16 protein-coding genes are annotated in these 15,730 nt (G+C 53.3%); 14 read left to right on the top strand and 2 right to left on the bottom strand.

What is annotated here, in order from left to right; all coding sequences use genetic code 11:
* Positions 1-75: 75 nt before the first annotated feature.
* Positions 76-660, bottom strand: a complete 585-nt coding sequence (locus NA389_RS11015) for a Maf family protein (protein WP_001137603.1) — start codon at positions 658-660, stop codon at positions 76-78.
* A 197-nt stretch (positions 661-857) separates the two neighbouring features.
* Between NA389_RS11015 and yceD the strand changes: the two genes are divergently transcribed.
* From yceD to ptsG, 14 genes are all read left to right on the top strand, one after another.
* Complete coding sequence (gene yceD, locus NA389_RS11010) at positions 858-1,379, top strand: 23S rRNA accumulation protein YceD (RefSeq protein WP_001174492.1); 522 nt, start codon at positions 858-860, stop codon at positions 1,377-1,379.
* 51 nt (positions 1,380-1,430) lie between these two features.
* Entirely contained in the window at positions 1,431-1,604 is a 174-nt protein-coding gene (rpmF, locus tag NA389_RS11005) for a 50S ribosomal protein L32 (protein ID WP_000290727.1), read from the top strand.
* Between the two features lie 133 nt (positions 1,605-1,737).
* A complete protein-coding gene (plsX, locus tag NA389_RS11000) occupies positions 1,738-2,817 on the top strand; it encodes a phosphate acyltransferase PlsX (RefSeq protein WP_001518286.1) in 1,080 nt (359 codons plus the stop codon).
* 79 nt (positions 2,818-2,896) lie between these two features.
* On the top strand, positions 2,897-3,850 hold the full coding sequence (fabH, locus tag NA389_RS10995) for a beta-ketoacyl-ACP synthase III (protein ID WP_000288148.1): 954 nt from the start codon (positions 2,897-2,899) through the stop codon (positions 3,848-3,850).
* A gap of 15 nt (positions 3,851-3,865) precedes the next feature.
* A complete protein-coding gene (gene fabD / locus NA389_RS10990) occupies positions 3,866-4,795 on the top strand; it encodes an ACP S-malonyltransferase (RefSeq protein ID WP_000191343.1) in 930 nt (309 codons plus the stop codon).
* 12 nt (positions 4,796-4,807) lie between these two features.
* Positions 4,808-5,542, top strand: coding sequence for a 3-oxoacyl-ACP reductase FabG (fabG, locus tag NA389_RS10985; RefSeq protein WP_079917081.1), 735 nt, complete (start codon positions 4,808-4,810; stop codon positions 5,540-5,542).
* Between the two features lie 155 nt (positions 5,543-5,697).
* Positions 5,698-5,934 (top strand): acyl carrier protein, encoded by a 237-nt coding sequence (acpP, locus tag NA389_RS10980; RefSeq protein WP_000103754.1) that lies wholly within the window; start codon positions 5,698-5,700, stop codon positions 5,932-5,934.
* Positions 5,935-6,019: 85 nt separating this feature from the next.
* A complete protein-coding gene (gene fabF, locus NA389_RS10975; protein WP_000044664.1) occupies positions 6,020-7,261 on the top strand; it encodes a beta-ketoacyl-ACP synthase II in 1,242 nt (413 codons plus the stop codon).
* A 123-nt stretch (positions 7,262-7,384) separates the two neighbouring features.
* Positions 7,385-8,194, top strand: coding sequence for an aminodeoxychorismate lyase (pabC, locus tag NA389_RS10970; protein ID WP_000478652.1), 810 nt, complete (start codon positions 7,385-7,387; stop codon positions 8,192-8,194).
* A 2-nt stretch (positions 8,195-8,196) separates the two neighbouring features.
* Positions 8,197-9,219: a cell division protein YceG gene (gene yceG / locus NA389_RS10965; protein ID WP_000736454.1), complete on the top strand. Its 1,023-nt coding sequence runs from the start codon at positions 8,197-8,199 to the stop codon at positions 9,217-9,219.
* The gene (tmk, locus tag NA389_RS10960; protein ID WP_000535406.1) at positions 9,209-9,850 is read left to right on the top strand and encodes a dTMP kinase; all 642 of its coding nucleotides are present in this window, start codon (positions 9,209-9,211) and stop codon (positions 9,848-9,850) included. Before yceG ends, tmk begins: the two co-directional genes overlap by 11 nt.
* Positions 9,847-10,851 (top strand): DNA polymerase III subunit delta', encoded by a 1,005-nt coding sequence (gene holB, locus NA389_RS10955; protein ID WP_000872450.1) that lies wholly within the window; start codon positions 9,847-9,849, stop codon positions 10,849-10,851. Before tmk ends, holB begins: the two co-directional genes overlap by 4 nt.
* A 10-nt stretch (positions 10,852-10,861) precedes the next feature.
* Positions 10,862-11,659 carry a metal-dependent hydrolase gene (locus NA389_RS10950; RefSeq protein WP_000480268.1) on the top strand — a complete coding sequence of 266 codons (798 nt, stop codon included), beginning with the start codon at positions 10,862-10,864 and terminating at the stop codon, positions 11,657-11,659.
* A 294-nt stretch (positions 11,660-11,953) separates the two neighbouring features.
* On the top strand, positions 11,954-13,387 hold the full coding sequence (gene ptsG, locus NA389_RS10945; protein ID WP_000475705.1) for a PTS glucose transporter subunit IIBC: 1,434 nt from the start codon (positions 11,954-11,956) through the stop codon (positions 13,385-13,387).
* A gap of 84 nt (positions 13,388-13,471) precedes the next feature.
* Here the strand turns inward: ptsG and fhuE are convergent, their stop codons facing one another.
* A complete protein-coding gene (gene fhuE / locus NA389_RS10940) occupies positions 13,472-15,646 on the bottom strand; it encodes a ferric-rhodotorulic acid/ferric-coprogen receptor FhuE (RefSeq protein ID WP_000008418.1) in 2,175 nt (724 codons plus the stop codon).
* Positions 15,647-15,730: the final 84 nt, after the last annotated feature.

Here is a 15,730-nt window from a genome sequence, read left to right as displayed (position 1 = left end):
TGCTTATCAGGCCTACAATCGTGTGATGCACCGTAGGCCTGATAAGACGCATCGCGTCGCCATCAGGCAGATTAATCAGGCATTCAGCGGGTTCATCTCTTCCCGCCGCAGCATTTGACACAACGCGATCAGCGGCAAACCGATCAAGGTATTTGGGTCACGACCTTCCAGGCGTTCAAATAATGCAATGCCTAAACCTTCGCTTTTAAAACTTCCCGCGCAATGCAGCGGATGCTCTTTACGGACATAGTCGTCTATTTCCGCTTCGCTTAAATGGCGAAAATGAACGTCAAAAGGCTCCACTTCGGTTTGTAAGTGCCCGGAGGCGGAGTTATACAGCGCCAGTCCGGTATAAAACGTCACAATATTTCCGCTGGCTTTGGCTAATTGCTGACGCGCTTTTTCTTCCGTCAGCGGTTTGCCGGTGATTTCGCCGTCCAGAACACAAATTTGGTCGGAGCCAATAATCAAATGATTCGGGAAACGCGCGGCGAGCGATTGCGCCTTCGCCTGCGCCAGCCGCAGCACCAACTGACGCGGCGCTTCGCCCGGCATGGGGGTTTCATCAACATCCGGCGCGGCGCATTCGAAAGGAATCGTCAGCTTTTCCAGCAGCGCGCGACGCCAGGGAGAGGTAGACGCAAGGATGAGACGGGGCATATTTTTTCCCTCAGATATAGCGTAATGATGAGAGCCATCTTAAACTATGCTCTTCGGTCTTCAAGCCTGTCATACTGACTCGTCTTGAGCGAAAATAAGTCTGTAACCCGCAATGTGTGCGAATTATTGGCAAAAGGCAACCGCAGGCTGCCTTTTTCTTTGACTATATGACGTTACGAAGTTAATATGCGCGCCCTATGCAAAAGGTAAAATTACCCCTGACTCTTGATCCGGTTCGTACCGCTCAAAAACGCCTTGATTACCAGGGTATCTATACCCCCGATCAGGTTGAGCGCGTTGCCGAGTCTGTAGTCAGTGTGGACAGTGATGTGGAATGCTCCATGTCGTTCGCTATCGATAACCAGCGTCTCGCCGTTTTAACCGGCGATGCGGTCGTTACGGTGTCGCTCGAATGCCAGCGTTGCGGGAAACCGTTTACCCATCAGGTTCACACAACGTATTGTTTTAGCCCTGTCCGTTCCGACGAGCAGGCTGAAGCACTGCCGGAAGCGTATGAGCCGATTGAGGTAAACGAATTCGGCGAAATCGATCTGCTGGCGACGGTTGAAGATGAAATCATCCTCGCCTTGCCGGTAGTTCCGGTGCATGATTCTGAACACTGTGAAGTGTCCGAGGCGGACATGGTCTTTGGCGAACTGCCTGATGAAGCGCAAAAGCCAAACCCATTTGCCGTATTAGCCAGCTTAAAGCGTAAGTAATAGGTCTTCCCCGCGGACGCAGGGATAAACCGTAATTGAGGAGTAAGGTCCATGGCCGTACAACAGAATAAACCAACCCGTTCCAAACGTGGCATGCGTCGTTCCCATGACGCTCTGACCGCAGTCACCAGCCTGTCTGTAGACAAAACTTCTGGTGAAAAACACCTGCGTCACCACATCACTGCCGACGGTTACTACCGCGGCCGTAAGGTCATCGCTAAGTAATCGCGCGATACTCGATGCCTTTTGCATCACAGGCGTGCCTGTGGTGTAAAAGCCGAAGAGTACAAGCGTGATAAAGCTTAGTGAGGATTTCTCCGCGTAAGCGGAGAACACCGAACCAGGCAGCGACGATACCTTGACACGTCTAACCCTGGCGTTAGATGTCATGGGGGGCGATTTTGGTCCTTCCGTGACGGTGCCTGCAGCATTGCAGGCACTGAACGCTAATTCGCAGCTCACTCTTCTTTTAGTCGGGAATCCCGATATTATCACGCCATTACTTGCCAAAGCTGACTTTGAACAACGTTCGCGTCTGCAGATTATCCCTGCACAGTCAGTTATTGCCAGTGATGCCCGGCCTTCGCAGGCGATCCGCGCCAGTCGCGGGACATCCATGCGTGTGGCCCTGGAGCTTGTGAAAGAAGGCCGAGCCGAAGCTTGCGTTAGCGCCGGTAATACCGGGGCGCTGATGGGGCTGGCGAAATTATTGCTCAAGCCTCTTGAGGGGATTGAGCGTCCGGCGTTGGTGACGGTATTACCGCACCAGCAAAAGGGCAAAACGGTAGTGCTTGATTTGGGGGCCAACGTCGACTGCGACAGTACCATGCTGGTGCAGTTTGCCGTGATGGGCGCCGTTTTGGCGGAAGAGGTCGTCGGGATCAAAAATCCCCGCGTGGCGCTACTCAATATCGGGGAAGAAGAAACCAAAGGCCTCGACAGTATTCGTGAAGCCTCTTTAATGTTAAAAACAGTTCCAACCATCAATTACATCGGCTACCTTGAGGCGAATGAGTTACTGACGGGAAAAACCGATGTACTGGTGTGTGACGGCTTTACAGGCAATGTCACACTTAAAACGATGGAGGGGGTTGTCAGAATGTTCCTTTCACTGCTGAAATCACAGGGCGAAGGGAAAAAACGGTCGTGGTGGCTGCTGTTATTAAAACGTTGGTTACAAAAAAGCCTGACGAGGCGATTCAGTCACCTCAACCCCGACCAGTATAATGGCGCCTGTCTGTTAGGATTGCGCGGCACGGTGATAAAAAGTCATGGTGCGGCCAATCAGCGAGCATTTGCAGTCGCGATTGAACAGGCAGTGCAGGCGGTGCAGCGACAAGTTCCTCAGCGAATTGCCGCTCGCCTGGAATCTGTATACCCAGCCGGATTTGAACCGCTGGACGATGGCAAAGGCGTAAACCTGCGGGCGCACAGATAATATCGCTGTCTCCCCGGCGCCGCCAGCGTGCCAGACGTTTACAGGTAACGGTATATAACCGAAAAGTGACTGAGCGTACATGTATACGAAGATTATTGGTACTGGCAGCTATCTGCCCGAACAAGTGCGGACTAACGCCGATCTGGAAAAAATGGTTGAGACCTCTGACGAGTGGATTGTCACTCGTACAGGTATTCGTGAACGCCATATCGCCGCGCCGAATGAAACTGTCGCGACGATGGGCTTTACCGCTGCGAATCGCGCGATTGAGATGGCGGGGATCGATAAAGACCAAATTGGCTTGATTGTGGTGGCTACCACATCAGCAACGCATGCATTTCCAAGCGCGGCATGTCAGATTCAAAGTATGCTCGGTATTAAAGGTTGCCCGGCGTTTGATGTCGCGGCAGCGTGCGCAGGTTTCACCTACGCGTTAAGCATCGCCGACCAGTACGTTAAATCCGGCGCGGTTAAACACGCGCTGGTGGTCGGTTCCGATGTATTAGCCCGCACTTGCGATCCTGGCGATCGCGGTACGATCATTATTTTCGGCGATGGCGCAGGCGCGGCCGTACTGAGCGCTTCTGAAGAACCGGGTATTATCTCCACTCATCTTCATGCCGATGGCCGTTACGGTGAATTACTGACCCTGCCGAATGCCGATCGCGTAAATCCGGATAACCCGATTTACCTGACGATGGCGGGTAATGAAGTCTTTAAAGTGGCGGTCACTGAACTGGCGCATATTGTCGATGAGACGCTGGCGGCTAATAACCTGGATCGCTCAGAACTCGATTGGCTGGTGCCGCATCAGGCTAACCTGCGTATCATTAGCGCGACAGCGAAAAAACTCGGCATGTCGATGGACAATGTCGTCGTCACGCTGGACAGGCACGGCAATACCTCCGCGGCTTCTGTGCCGTGCGCGCTGGATGAAGCCGTGCGTGACGGGCGAATTAAAGCCGGTCAGCTGGTATTGCTTGAAGCCTTCGGGGGTGGATTCACCTGGGGCTCCGCGCTGATTCGTTTCTAGTATAAGGATTTAAACATGACGCAATTTGCATTTGTGTTCCCCGGTCAGGGTTCTCAGAGCGTTGGGATGTTGGCCGAGATGGCGGCAAATTACCCTATCGTAGAAGAAACGTTTGCTGAAGCTTCTGCGGCTCTGGGATATGATCTGTGGGCGCTCACCCAGCAAGGTCCAGCGGAAGAACTGAATAAAACCTGGCAGACGCAGCCGGCGTTATTAACCGCTTCCGTCGCGCTTTGGCGCGTTTGGCAGCAGCAGGGCGGTAAAATGCCTGCGTTAATGGCAGGTCACAGCCTGGGCGAATATTCCGCGCTGGTTTGCGCTGGCGTCATCAACTTTGCTGATGCCGTTCGTCTGGTGGAAATGCGCGGTAAATTCATGCAGGAAGCGGTTCCGGAAGGTACTGGCGGCATGTCTGCGATCATCGGTCTGGATGATGCCTCTATTGCTAAAGCCTGTGAAGAATCTGCCGAAGGGCAGGTTGTTTCGCCGGTTAACTTTAACTCGCCGGGACAGGTGGTTATCGCCGGGCATAAAGAGGCAGTAGAACGCGCGGGCGCAGCCTGTAAAGCCGCTGGCGCGAAACGCGCGCTGCCGCTGCCGGTGAGCGTACCGTCGCACTGCGCGCTGATGAAACCAGCGGCAGATAAGCTGGCGGTTGAATTAGCCAAAATTACCTTTAGCGCGCCAACGGTGCCGGTAGTAAACAACGTTGACGTGAAATGTGAAACCGATGCCGCCGCTATCCGCGATGCGCTGGTTCGCCAGTTGTACAATCCGGTACAGTGGACGAAGAGCGTGGAATTTATCGCGGCGCAGGGCGTTGAACATCTTTATGAAGTGGGTCCAGGTAAAGTCCTCACTGGTCTGACGAAACGTATTGTCGACACCCTGACAGCGTCGGCGCTGAACGAGCCGGCGGCGCTGTCTGCGGCACTTACGCAATAAAAGAGGAAAACCATGAGCTTTGAAGGAAAGATTGCGCTGGTGACTGGTGCAAGCCGTGGCATAGGCCGCGCAATTGCAGAGACTCTCGTTGCCCGCAGCGCGAAAGTTATCGGGACTGCGACCAGTGAAAATGGTGCGAAGAACATTAGCGACTATTTAGGTGCTAACGGGAAAGGTTTGATGTTGAATGTGACCGATCCTGCATCTATTGAATCTGTTCTGGAAAATATTCGCGCAGAATTTGGTGAAGTGGATATCCTGGTTAATAATGCCGGTATCACTCGTGATAATCTGTTGATGCGAATGAAAGATGATGAGTGGAACGATATTATCGAAACCAATTTATCATCCGTTTTCCGCCTGTCAAAAGCGGTAATGCGCGCTATGATGAAAAAGCGTTGTGGTCGCATTATCACTATTGGTTCTGTGGTTGGTACCATGGGAAATGCAGGTCAGGCAAACTACGCTGCGGCGAAAGCGGGCCTGATCGGTTTCAGTAAATCACTGGCGCGTGAAGTTGCGTCCCGTGGTATTACTGTCAATGTTGTGGCTCCGGGTTTTATTGAAACGGACATGACGCGTGCGCTGTCTGACGATCAGCGTGCGGGTATCCTGGCGCAGGTGCCTGCGGGTCGCCTCGGCGGCGCTCAGGAAATCGCCAGTGCGGTTGCATTTTTAGCCTCTGACGAAGCGAGTTACATCACTGGTGAGACTCTGCACGTCAACGGCGGAATGTACATGGTTTAATCACGATTGAAAAATATTTGCGTTATTAGGGCGAAAGGCCGCAAAATAACGTAAAATCGTGGTAAGACCTGCCGGGATTTAGTTGCAAATTTTTCAACATTTTATACACTACGAAAACCATCGCGAAAGCGAGTTTTGATAGGAAATTTAAGAGTATGAGCACTATCGAAGAACGCGTTAAGAAAATTATCGGCGAACAGCTGGGCGTTAAGCAGGAAGAAGTAACCAACAATGCTTCTTTCGTTGAAGACCTGGGCGCAGATTCTCTTGACACCGTTGAGCTGGTAATGGCTCTGGAAGAAGAGTTTGATACTGAGATTCCGGACGAAGAAGCTGAGAAAATCACCACCGTTCAGGCTGCCATTGATTACATCAACGGCCACCAGGCGTAAGTGAACATCTCCAGGCGGTCATTCGACCGCCTGAGTTTTATCTTTTTGTCCCACTAGAATCATTTTCCCTCCCTGGAGGACAACCGTGTCTAAGCGTCGTGTAGTTGTGACCGGACTGGGCATGTTGTCTCCTGTCGGCAATACCGTAGAGTCTACCTGGAAAGCTCTCCTTGCCGGTCAGAGTGGCATCAGCCTGATCGACCATTTCGATACTAGCGCCTATGCAACGAAATTTGCTGGCTTAGTAAAGGATTTTAACTGTGATGACATTATCTCGCGCAAAGAACAGCGCAAGATGGATGCCTTCATTCAATATGGAATTGTCGCTGGCGTACAGGCCATGCAGGATTCTGGCCTTGAAGTGACGGAAGAGAACGCAAGCCGTATTGGCGCCGCTATCGGCTCCGGTATCGGTGGTCTCGGTCTGATCGAAGAAAACCACAGTTCGCTGGTAAAAGGCGGACCGCGTAAGATTAGCCCGTTCTTTGTCCCGTCGACGATTGTTAACATGGTAGCAGGCCATCTGACTATCATGTATGGCCTGCGTGGGCCAAGCATCTCTATTGCGACTGCCTGTACTTCAGGCGTGCATAACATCGGCCATGCCGCGCGTATCATCGCCTATGGCGATGCGGACGCGATGGTGGCAGGTGGCGCAGAAAAAGCCAGTACGCCGCTGGGCGTAGGTGGTTTTGGCGCAGCGCGCGCGCTGTCGACCCGCAACGATAACCCACAGGCGGCGAGCCGTCCGTGGGATAAAGAACGCGATGGTTTTGTACTGGGCGACGGTGCCGGTATGTTGGTGCTTGAAGAGTACGAACATGCAAAAGCGCGTGGTGCGAAAATCTATGCTGAAATCGTCGGCTTTGGTATGAGCAGCGATGCTTACCATATGACGTCGCCGCCGGAAAATGGCGCAGGCGCTGCGCTGGCGATGGTTAACGCGTTGCGTGATGCCGCGATTGAGCCTGCTCAGATTGGCTACGTCAACGCGCACGGCACGTCGACGCCTGCCGGCGACAAAGCTGAGACGCAGGCGGTTAAGTCAGTCTTTGGCGATGCCGCAAGCCGAGTGATGGTGAGCTCGACCAAATCGATGACCGGCCATCTGTTGGGCGCCGCAGGCGCAGTAGAGTCTATTTTCTCTATTCTGGCGCTGCGCGATCAGGCCATTCCGCCAACCATTAATCTGGATAACCCGGATGAAGGTTGCGATCTGGACTTCGTGCCGCATGAAGCGCGCCAGGTCAGCGATCTGGAGTACGCTCTGTGTAACTCCTTTGGCTTTGGCGGTACTAACGGTTCCTTGATTTTTAAAAAGATTTAAGTTAAGCCAGAGACAAACATTAATAAAAAGGTCCGCTTGTCGGGCCTTTTTTATCAGGCATATCACCTCTTGTTCTGCGTTATTCATCCTGCCACACTAGCAGGCGACGGATAAGGAGCCACTATGTTTTTAATTAATGGCCATGCGCAGGATCAACTTGCTGTAAGCGACCGGGCGACGCAGTTCGGCGATGGCAGTTTTACGACCGCACGTATTGTTGATGGCAACATTTGCCATCTGGAAGCGCATCTTCAGCGCTTGCAGGTTGCCTGTGAAAAATTACAGATCGCTTTTAGCCATTGGGCGACCCTTCGGCAAGAGATGACAATGTTGGCCACAGGGCATGATTCAGGCGTGTTGAAAGTGATCATTAGCCGTGGCAGCGGCGGCCGGGGATACAGCGCCATGAATTGTCAGGCAGCTACCCGAATCCTCTCCGTTTCTGCTTATCCCGCTTATTATTCTCAGTGGCGTAAGCAAGGCATCACTCTTACCCTTAGTCCCATACCGCTTGGGCGCAATCCTTATCTTGCCGGATTAAAACATCTGAACCGCCTCGAACAGGTGTTGATTCGCTCTCATCTTGAGCAGACGGACGCCGATGAGGCGCTGGTTCTTGACAGCGAGGGATGGGTTACGGAATGCTGTGCGGCTAATTTGTTCTGGCGTACAGGCGACATTGTTTTTACGCCGCGTCTGGATCAGGCCGGGGTGAACGGCATTATGCGACAATTTTGTTTACGCCAACTGGCGCAATCTCCTTTCCAGGTCCTTGAAGTTCAGGCGAGAGAGGAGGCGGTCAGGCAGGCGGATGAGGTTATCATCTGCAATGCGCTAATGCCGATTATTCCCATACGCGCCTATCACGGGACGTCGTATTCTTCGCGAACACTGTTTCAATTTTTAGCCCCATTTTGTGAGCATCCGAATTAGTTATGAAAAAATTGTCAGGCGTTTTCCTTCTGCTGTTGGTTGTGCTGGGTATTGCCGCGGGCGTGGGGATGTGGAAAGTTCGCCATCTGGCGAACAGCACGTTACTTATTAAAGACGAGACTATCTTTACGCTCAAGGCGGGAACGGGGCGGCTGGCGCTTGGCGACCAGCTTTATGATGAAAAAATCATTAATCGCCCCCGGGTATTTCAGTGGCTGCTGCGCGTGGAGCCTGAGTTATCGCACTTTAAAGCGGGAACTTACCGTTTTACGCCGGGGATGACCGTACGGGAGATGCTTGAGTTGTTGGAGAGCGGCAAAGAAGCGCAATTCCCGTTGCGGTTTGTGGAAGGGATGCGCCTTAGCGATTACCTGAAACAGCTACGAGAGGCGCCGTATATTCGCCATACATTGCCGGATGATGACTACGCCACTGTCGCTCAGGCATTAAAGCTTGCGCACCCGGAATGGGTAGAAGGGTGGTTCTGGCCCGATACCTGGATGTATACCGCCAACACCAGCGATGTCGCTATTCTCAAGCGAGCGCACCAAAAGATGGTGAAAGCTGTCGATACTGTCTGGAAAGGCCGGGCCGAGGGGCTGCCTTATAAAGATCAGAACCAACTGGTGACAATGGCCTCGATTATTGAAAAAGAGACGGCTGTCGCCAGCGAACGCGATCAGGTGGCTTCAGTCTTTATTAATCGCCTGAGAATCGGTATGCGCCTTCAGACCGATCCCACCGTGATTTACGGGATGGGGACGAGTTATAATGGTAACTTGTCGCGTGCGGATCTGGAAAAGCCGACGGCTTATAACACGTATACCATAACCGGGCTGCCGCCAGGACCGATTGCATCGCCCAGCGAAGCGTCATTGCAGGCGGCGGCGCATCCGGCGAAAACGCCGTATCTCTATTTTGTGGCCGACGGTAAAGGCGGTCACACATTTAACACCAATCTTGCCAGCCATAATCGGTCAGTGCAGGAGTACCTGAAAGTGCTTAAGGAAAAAAATGGGCAGTAATTATATCGTCATCGAGGGCCTGGAAGGCGCCGGAAAAACCACTGCGCGCGACGTGGTGGTGAAGACCCTTGAGCAACTGGGTATTCGTAACATGATTTTTACCCGTGAGCCGGGCGGTACGCAGCTTGCCGAAAAACTGAGAAGTCTGGTGCTGGATATTCGATCGGTAGGCGACGAAGTGATTACCGATAAAGCGGAAGTGCTGATGTTTTATGCCGCTCGCGTACAGCTCGTCGAAACGGTAATCAAACCCGCGCTGGCGCAAGGCGTATGGGTGATCGGCGATCGACACGATCTCTCGACCCAGGCGTATCAGGGGGGAGGGCGCGGCATTGATCAAACCATGCTGGCGACACTACGCGATGCCGTGCTGGGCGATTTTCGCCCTGACCTGACGCTGTATCTGGATGTCACGCCGGAAGTCGGGCTAAAACGCGCCAGAGCGCGCGGCGATTTGGATCGCATTGAGCAGGAATCTTTTGATTTCTTTAACCGGACTCGCGCGCGCTATCTGGAACTGGCGGCGCAAGACTCGCGTATCCGCACCATTGACGCGACCCAGCCGCTGGATGCCGTCATGCGCGACATTCGCGCCACGGTGACGAAGTGGGTGCAGGAGCAAGCGGCATGAAATGGTATCCATGGTTACGGCCCGCCTATGAAAAACTGGTAGAAAGTTACCAGGCGGGACGTGGGCACCATGCGCTACTGATTCAGGCCTTACCTGGCATGGGCGACGAGGCGCTGTGCTATGCGCTGAGCCGTTATCTGTTATGCCAGCAGCCTGAGGGCCACAAAAGCTGTGGGCATTGCCGTGGCTGTCAGCTTATGCAGGCTGGCACGCATCCGGACTATTACACGCTGACGCCGGATAAAGGCAAAAGCAGCCTCGGCGTAGATGCGGTACGCGAGGTCAGCGAGAAATTGTACGAGCACTCCCGTCTGGGCGGCGCGAAGGTGGTGTGGATTGCGGATGCGGCGCTATTAACCGACGCCGCCGCCAATGCGTTGCTCAAAACGCTGGAAGAGCCGCCGGAGCAAACCTGGTTTTTCCTTGCCAGCCCGGAGCCTGCTCGTCTGTTGGCGACATTACGCAGCCGCTGCCGGCTGCATCATCTGGCGCCGCCGTCCGAATCGTATGCGATGTCATGGCTGTCGCGAGAAGTGACGGCGTCACAAGAAGCATTGCTCACGGCGCTACGCCTGAATGCGGGGTCGCCCGGCGCCGCGCTGGCGCTGTTGCAGTCTGAACGCTGGGCGCAGCGTGAGGCGCTGTGTCAGGCGTTAATGGACAGTTTACATACGGGCGACTGGTATGCGTTATTAACGGCGCTCAATCATGAGCAAGCCCCGGCGCGCCTGCACTGGCTGGCGACGCTGCTGGTTGATGCTCTTAAACGTCAGCACGGCGCGTCGTACCTGACAAACGTTGATGCGGACGCGGTTGTTGCCGCGCTGGCGGGGCCGCTATCCCCGGCGCGTATTCAGGCAATCCTGAACGATGTTTGCCATTGTCGTGATCAATTACTTCATGTGACCGGATTAAACCGCGAACTGGTATTAACCGATCTCATTCTCCGCATCGAGCATTACCTGCAACCAGGCACCTTGTTGCCTGTTCCTCATCTTTGAGAGAGACATTATGTTTTTAGTCGACTCACACTGCCATCTTGATGGTCTGGATTATCAATCTTTGCATAAGGACGTGGACGATGTGCTGGCGAAAGCCGCCGCGCGCGATGTGAAGTTCTGTTTAGCGGTGGCGACGACGCTGCCGGGGTATCGCCATATGCGCGAGCTGGTGGGCAAGCGCGATAATGTGGTCTTTTCCTGCGGCGTGCATCCGTTAAATCAGGATGAAGCGTATGACGTAGAAGAACTGCGCCTCCTTGCTGCAGAAGACGATGTGGTGGCGATGGGCGAGACCGGGCTTGATTATTTTTACACGCCTGAGACCAAAATCCGCCAGCAGGCGTCTTTTATTCATCATATCCAGATTGGCCGCGAATTGCATAAACCGGTGATTGTCCATACTCGCGACGCGCGTGCCGATACGCTGGCTATCCTGCGTGAAGAAAAAGTGACGGATTGCGGCGGCGTACTACACTGTTTTACAGAAGACAGAGAAACGGCCGGCAAATTGTTGGATCTGGGGTTTTATATCTCTTTTTCCGGCATCGTAACGTTCCGTAACGCTGAACAGTTGCGTGATGCGGCGCGCTATGTGCCGCTGGATCGGTTATTAGTCGAGACCGATTCTCCTTATCTGGCGCCGGTGCCGCATCGCGGTAAAGAGAACCAGCCTGCGATGGTACGCGACGTCGCAGAATATATGGCGGTATTGAAAGGGGTTGCCGTTGAAGAACTGGCGCAGATCACCACCGATAACTTTGCTCGCCTGTTCCATATTGACGCGTCTCGTCTGTCATCAATCCGTTAAACGAGTTTTTTTAAAGCTCGTAATTAATAAGCAAAACGCGTAAAGTTCACCGCCACAAAAGGGGCGGTGAGCGAGCTTATAGAAACATTCGGAAACCCATTTTGGCAGAATGTGATACTTTTTAGGCTATCTGGCGCTGAAACGTGATAGCCGTCAAACAAAATCAGACGTATTTATTTTACTCTGTGTAATAAATAAAAGGGCACTTAGATGTCCTGTCCACGGCGGGGTTCTCCCCCCTCGCCAATGCGTGAGAACGTAGAAAAGCACAAATACTCAGGAGCACTCTCAATTATGTTTAAGAATGCATTTGCTAACCTGCAAAAGGTCGGTAAATCGCTGATGCTGCCGGTATCCGTACTCCCTATCGCAGGTATCCTGCTGGGTGTCGGTTCCGCTAACTTCAGCTGGCTGCCAGCCGTTGTATCGCACGTTATGGCAGAAGCGGGCGGATCTGTTTTTGCCAATATGCCGCTGATTTTCGCTATCGGCGTGGCGTTGGGCTTTACCAACAACGACGGCGTTTCGGCTCTGGCGGCGGTAGTAGCGTATGGCATCATGGTGAAAACCATGGCTGTGGTTGCGCCGCTGGTTCTGCATTTACCTGCTGAAGAGATCGCCGCTAAACACCTTGCTGATACGGGTGTTCTCGGGGGGATTATCTCCGGTGCGATCGCAGCGTATATGTTTAACCGCTTCTACCGTATCAAACTGCCTGAGTATCTGGGCTTCTTTGCGGGCAAACGCTTCGTGCCGATCATTTCGGGTCTGGCCGCTATTTTTACCGGTGTGGTGCTGTCTTTCGTATGGCCGCCAATCGGTACGGCTATCCAGGCGTTCTCGCAGTGGGCGGCTTATCAGAATCCGGTTGTCGCGTTTGGTATTTACGGTTTTATCGAGCGTTGCCTGGTGCCGTTTGGTCTGCATCATATCTGGAACGTTCCTTTCCAGATGCAGATCGGCGAATACACCAACGCAGCGGGTCAGGTATTCCACGGCGACATTCCGCGCTATATGGCGGGCGACCCGACGGCGGGTATGTTGTCTGGCGGCTTCCTGTTCAAAATGTACGGTCTGCCGGCTGCGGCCATTGCTATCTGGCACTCTGCTAAACCGGAAAACCGCGCAAAAGTGGGCGGTATAATGATTTCCGCCGCGCTGACCTCGTTTTTGACGGGTATTACCGAGCCTATCGAGTTCTCCTTCATGTTCGTGGCGCCGATCCTGTACATTATTCACGCGATTCTGGCAGGTCTGGCATTCCCGATCTGTATCCTGCTGGGGATGCGTGACGGTACGTCGTTCTCCCACGGTCTGATCGACTTTATCGTGCTGTCCGGTAACAGCAGCAAATTGTGGCTGTTCCCGATTGTTGGTGCCGGTTATGCGATTGTGTACTACACCGTGTTCCGCGTGCTGATCAAAGCGCTGGATCTGAAAACGCCGGGTCGTGAAGACACTACTGATGACGCAAAAGCGGGCGCGACCAGCGAAATGGCGCCGGCTTTGGTTGCGGCGTTTGGCGGTAAAGAGAACATCACTAACCTGGATGCCTGTATCACGCGTCTGCGCGTGAGCGTAGCCGATGTAGCGAAAGTGGATCAGGCTGGCCTGAAGAAACTGGGCGCGGCAGGCGTTGTCGTCGCGGGTTCCGGCGTTCAGGCTATTTTCGGTACGAAATCCGATAACCTGAAAACGGAAATGGATGAGTACATCCGTAACAGCTAAGCAGTAATGATGTTGGGGAGAATTAAGGCAGCCATTCGGCTGCCTTTTTTAATGGCGCTTTATATGCCGCTCTCCGACAGTCTGTCAGAACTGATAATTGGCGGTGAGGCTGACGTTACGCGGCGCGCCGTAAACAATGGAACCATCAATATTGGTGTCGTAGGTTTTATCGAACAGGTTGTTGATGTTTCCCTGTACGGAGAAATTTTTCGTCACCTGATAGCGGGTAAACAGATCGACCAGCGCATAGCTGCCCTGTTCGGCGCGGAAAGTGCCGTACGGCGTCGTGGTATCTTTGTAAACCCGATTCTGCCAGTTCACGCCGCCGCCGACCGTCAGCTCCGGCATCGCCGGCAGACGATAGCGGGTGAATAACTTCACGCTGGTGCGCGGGAGATTAGGGTTCACGGCGTTACCTTCATTGTCCTCGGCAACATACCGGGTAGCCCCGAAAGTCATCTGCCAGTTATCGGTAATTGCGCCGTTCACTTCAAATTCGACGCCTTTGCTCACCGTTCCGTCAGTAGACTTCCAGGCAAACTCCCCATTACTGCCAGGGATGGGAATAGTGGTTGCCTGAGCGACGTTATTCTGCTCAATGCGGAACACGGACAACGTGGTGGTGAGGCGGCTGTTCATCCAGTCGGACTTCAGGCCCGCTTCATAGTTATTACCGGTAATCGGAGCCAGATATTGACCTGCTTTGTCACGTTTATTCTGCGGCTGAAAGATAGAGGTATAACTGGCATAAGCGGACCAGTTGTCGTTGATATCATAAATCAGCCCGGCATACGGCGTGGTATGGTTTTTCTCCATGCTGTAGGTCAGTGTATCAACACGCCAGTTGGTATAACGAGCGCCAAGAATCAGATGCAGCGGATCAGCCAGCGAAATGCGCGTAGCGGCATACAGCGATTTCATATGCGTGGTATCGTCCTGCGCCAGATTTTGTGGCGCCCAGTGGGTTTGGGGGAAATTACCGTTAAAGGCGCTGAAGTTGCCAATGTCGTCCGGAAAGACGTTCGCCCAGGCGCTAAAATAGCGGTTATTCTGCTTACTATAACTGCCGCCAAACATCATATTGTGCTGACGGCCAAACAGCTCATAAGCGCCATCGGCAAAGAGATCTATGGCATCTACTTTGCGCTTGCCGCTGTTCCAGCCCGTACCGCCGACCACGGGGTAGCTTGCGCCATAAGGACTCACCAGCGTACCTGTCTCTTTATCGACTAACGCATCGATATACATCATTTTACTGTCGAATTTGACCTCAGTATGGGTCGCATTCAGGGTCGCCTGCCAGCTTTCGGCAAAACGCTGCTTAAGCGTGACGAAGAATTTATTTATCTCTTTGTTGTTATAAGCCCAGTCCGGGGCGGTACTACGCGCGCGGTCATAGCTATTTTTGCTGCCATCGGTGTTCCAGCGCGGCAGACCGCCCCAGGTCGGGCTATTGACATCAATTTTTTGATATTCATAACCGGCTGAAAGGCCAGTGGTTGCACCCAGATCGGCATCGACAATTCCGGAAAAGAACGCTTTCTCACTGTTATAGCGGTCCAGCCAGGAATCATTATTCTGATAACCCGCCACGATGCGCCCACGGACATTGCCGTCTGCGGTGAGCGGACTTTGCAGATCCATGACGTAACGCTGCTTATTCCAGCTACCGTATTCTGTGGAGACGTTACCTTTGAACTCCCGACTGGTGGCGTGTTTACGAATCATATTTATTGAGGCAGAAGGATTACCGGTTCCGGTCATCAGCCCATTCGCGCCGCGAACCACCTCCACGCGCTCATACAGCGCGGTATCCGTTAGCGCATCGCCCAGATTCCAGCGGGACTCAAAATACGTTGGAATACCGTCAACCATATAGTTGTCAATTTCAAACCCGCGCGAGTAATAGCTGATGCGATCGGAGTCAGCCTGGCTTCCGCTGATCCCCAGCGTATTGGTCATCACCTCGCCCAAGGTTTGCAACTGCTGGTCTTCCATACGCTGTTGGCTGACAATACTGACCGACTGCGGGATATCGCGCTGAGTCATCGTCATTTTGGTGCCCGCAGCGGTCGTTTTCACGCTGTAATCCTGTTCTTCGCGGTTTACGGCGTCAGCGGTCGTCGCGCCCTCGACAATAACGGTATCCTCAGCCGCGAAGGCGGCAGGCATAAATGCCATCGCCATACCCATAGCTAACAGCGACGGTGCGGCGGTGGACTGAAGGTGTTTGTCCCGGCGGTATTGAATGAAAGACATCTGAAAATCCTTGCTTGTTATTGGGGTAAGTTCAGGACGTATGACGTTGAACCTTTTCATTCTTTGCTAGTTAATGCGCATAAA

Origin of the sequence: Salmonella sp. NW645 (assembly GCF_051703725.1) — a bacterium.
GTDB lineage: Bacteria > Pseudomonadota > Gammaproteobacteria > Enterobacterales > Enterobacteriaceae > Salmonella > Salmonella enterica.
Note: the sequence above shows the minus strand (reverse complement) of the source record. Positions and strands in the feature narration are given on the sequence as shown.

Excerpts from the sequence above, each read along its gene's own strand:
- yceD (WP_001174492.1), top strand. The coding sequence starts at position 858 with ATGCAAAAGGTAAAATTACCCCTGACTCTTGATCCGGTTCGTACCGCT.
- pabC (WP_000478652.1), top strand. The coding sequence starts at position 7,385 with ATGTTTTTAATTAATGGCCATGCGCAGGATCAACTTGCTGTAAGCGAC.
- yceG (WP_000736454.1), top strand. The coding sequence starts at position 8,197 with ATGAAAAAATTGTCAGGCGTTTTCCTTCTGCTGTTGGTTGTGCTGGGT.
- fabD (WP_000191343.1), top strand. The coding sequence starts at position 3,866 with ATGACGCAATTTGCATTTGTGTTCCCCGGTCAGGGTTCTCAGAGCGTT.
- fabH (WP_000288148.1), top strand. The coding sequence starts at position 2,897 with ATGTATACGAAGATTATTGGTACTGGCAGCTATCTGCCCGAACAAGTG.
- acpP (WP_000103754.1), top strand. The coding sequence starts at position 5,698 with ATGAGCACTATCGAAGAACGCGTTAAGAAAATTATCGGCGAACAGCTG.
- NA389_RS10950 (WP_000480268.1), top strand. The coding sequence starts at position 10,862 with ATGTTTTTAGTCGACTCACACTGCCATCTTGATGGTCTGGATTATCAA.
- fhuE (WP_000008418.1), bottom strand. The coding sequence starts at position 15,646 with ATGTCTTTCATTCAATACCGCCGGGACAAACACCTTCAGTCCACCGCC.
- fabG (WP_079917081.1), top strand. The coding sequence starts at position 4,808 with ATGAGCTTTGAAGGAAAGATTGCGCTGGTGACTGGTGCAAGCCGTGGC.
- NA389_RS11015 (WP_001137603.1), bottom strand. The coding sequence starts at position 660 with ATGCCCCGTCTCATCCTTGCGTCTACCTCTCCCTGGCGTCGCGCGCTG.
- ptsG (WP_000475705.1), top strand. The coding sequence starts at position 11,954 with ATGTTTAAGAATGCATTTGCTAACCTGCAAAAGGTCGGTAAATCGCTG.
- holB (WP_000872450.1), top strand. The coding sequence starts at position 9,847 with ATGAAATGGTATCCATGGTTACGGCCCGCCTATGAAAAACTGGTAGAA.
- rpmF (WP_000290727.1), top strand. The coding sequence starts at position 1,431 with ATGGCCGTACAACAGAATAAACCAACCCGTTCCAAACGTGGCATGCGT.
- tmk (WP_000535406.1), top strand. The coding sequence starts at position 9,209 with ATGGGCAGTAATTATATCGTCATCGAGGGCCTGGAAGGCGCCGGAAAA.